This is a genomic window from Bartonella sp. TT119HLJHH, from assembly GCF_042193385.1.
Lineage (GTDB): Bacteria > Pseudomonadota > Alphaproteobacteria > Rhizobiales > Rhizobiaceae > Bartonella.
Window position 1 is genome coordinate 1 of sequence record NZ_JBHILS010000053.1, and the last position, 1,098, is coordinate 1,098.

The 1,098-nt window shown below is 40.0% G+C and carries 2 protein-coding genes; both read right to left on the minus strand.

Going from position 1 to position 1,098, the window contains the following annotated elements; genetic code table 11:
• Nucleotides 1–50 precede the first annotated feature (50 nt).
• A complete protein-coding gene (locus tag ACFIJL_RS08930) occupies nt 51–674 on the minus strand; it encodes a lambda exonuclease family protein (RefSeq protein ID WP_375624316.1) in 624 nt (207 codons plus the stop codon).
• A 1-nt stretch (nt 675) separates the two neighbouring features.
• The coding region (locus tag ACFIJL_RS08935; protein ID WP_375624318.1) for a recombinase RecT at nt 676–1,098 on the minus strand (423 nt) is incomplete at its 5' end.

Genomic DNA, 1,098 nt, shown 5'->3' on the forward strand with positions numbered 1-1,098 from the left:
AAGGGTGGGGGTGCTCGTAGATATGCGGGGAACAAAACACCCCCATAAGGTTAAGCAGCTTTTGTTGAGAGTTGTTTTATCTCTCGTTCTATCTCTGCTAAAAAGGTTTCAACAGCTTGATTGATCTGTTCAATTTGTTGATCATCACGGAGAACACGCTTGACTTTCATGCGTAAGTGAAAGAATTCCCCCGTAAAACGTGGGTCATAGCTTACGAAATCACACCATTTTCGTTCTGTACAAGCCATTTGGAATTGCATTTGTGCGTGATATTCTGGTTTGATTTCGTCACCTATACAAAAGCGCATATGTGTTACTGATCTCGGGCATTTGACTTCGATTAAACCGTCTTCTCCAATGAGACCATCGGGGCTAGCCCCCGCCATTTCTATTGTGGGGTGTTGGATAAAGCCGCATTTTGTTATATCGGCATCATAAATGAAGCCATATTCTCTCAAGGCATTCTCTTCATGTTCAATGCCCCATCTCATATCTTCAGTTTCATAATAGGGGCTTGTTTCTCTTGTTAAACGTTCTGTTATGAGTTTGATTTTGTAGTCTTCATATTTGCTCGTAGGCAATCCTTTTGTAGTTTTATTGAGTATGTTGTAAATGTTTGATGCGGTGACTTTACCCAAGCGCGCTTGAAACCATTCTGCTGTTCTTTGTTCCATATCACACCGCCGTTCTTTGTTCTTGTGGTACATATTCTATATCTTGGACGTGAATATATTCGGCATCTTGTATAGGCGCCTCTATTTGCTTTTGTTGTAGGAAAGATTGTTCTTTTTCATGCTGTCTCTTTTGCAAAATATCCAAAATCCTTTGTGCTACTTCATCAGGAAGATCTTCAAGCCTGTCGACTTGTGCATAATCAAGCACTTTTTCTTCTTCTGTTTGAGTGATGTTTATTAATTGTTTGATTTGCGTAAGCACATCATAAGAAACTAACTTCGTTTGTACGTTATGGTTTGTTTCATTGATACGTTTTGCTTCATCTTCTTCATAAATACCGGAAAGCCCGAAAGCATAGCGAGCACACTGTATAGTAGCTTTATGGCGCAACATACGTGCGGGGTATTTTTTCCAAGGTTCACT

Bases quoted from the DNA above. Each gene is read 5' to 3' on its own strand.
- ACFIJL_RS08930 (WP_375624316.1), bottom strand. From the start codon at position 674: ATGGAACAAAGAACAGCAGAATGGTTTCAAGCGCGCTTGGGTAAAGTC.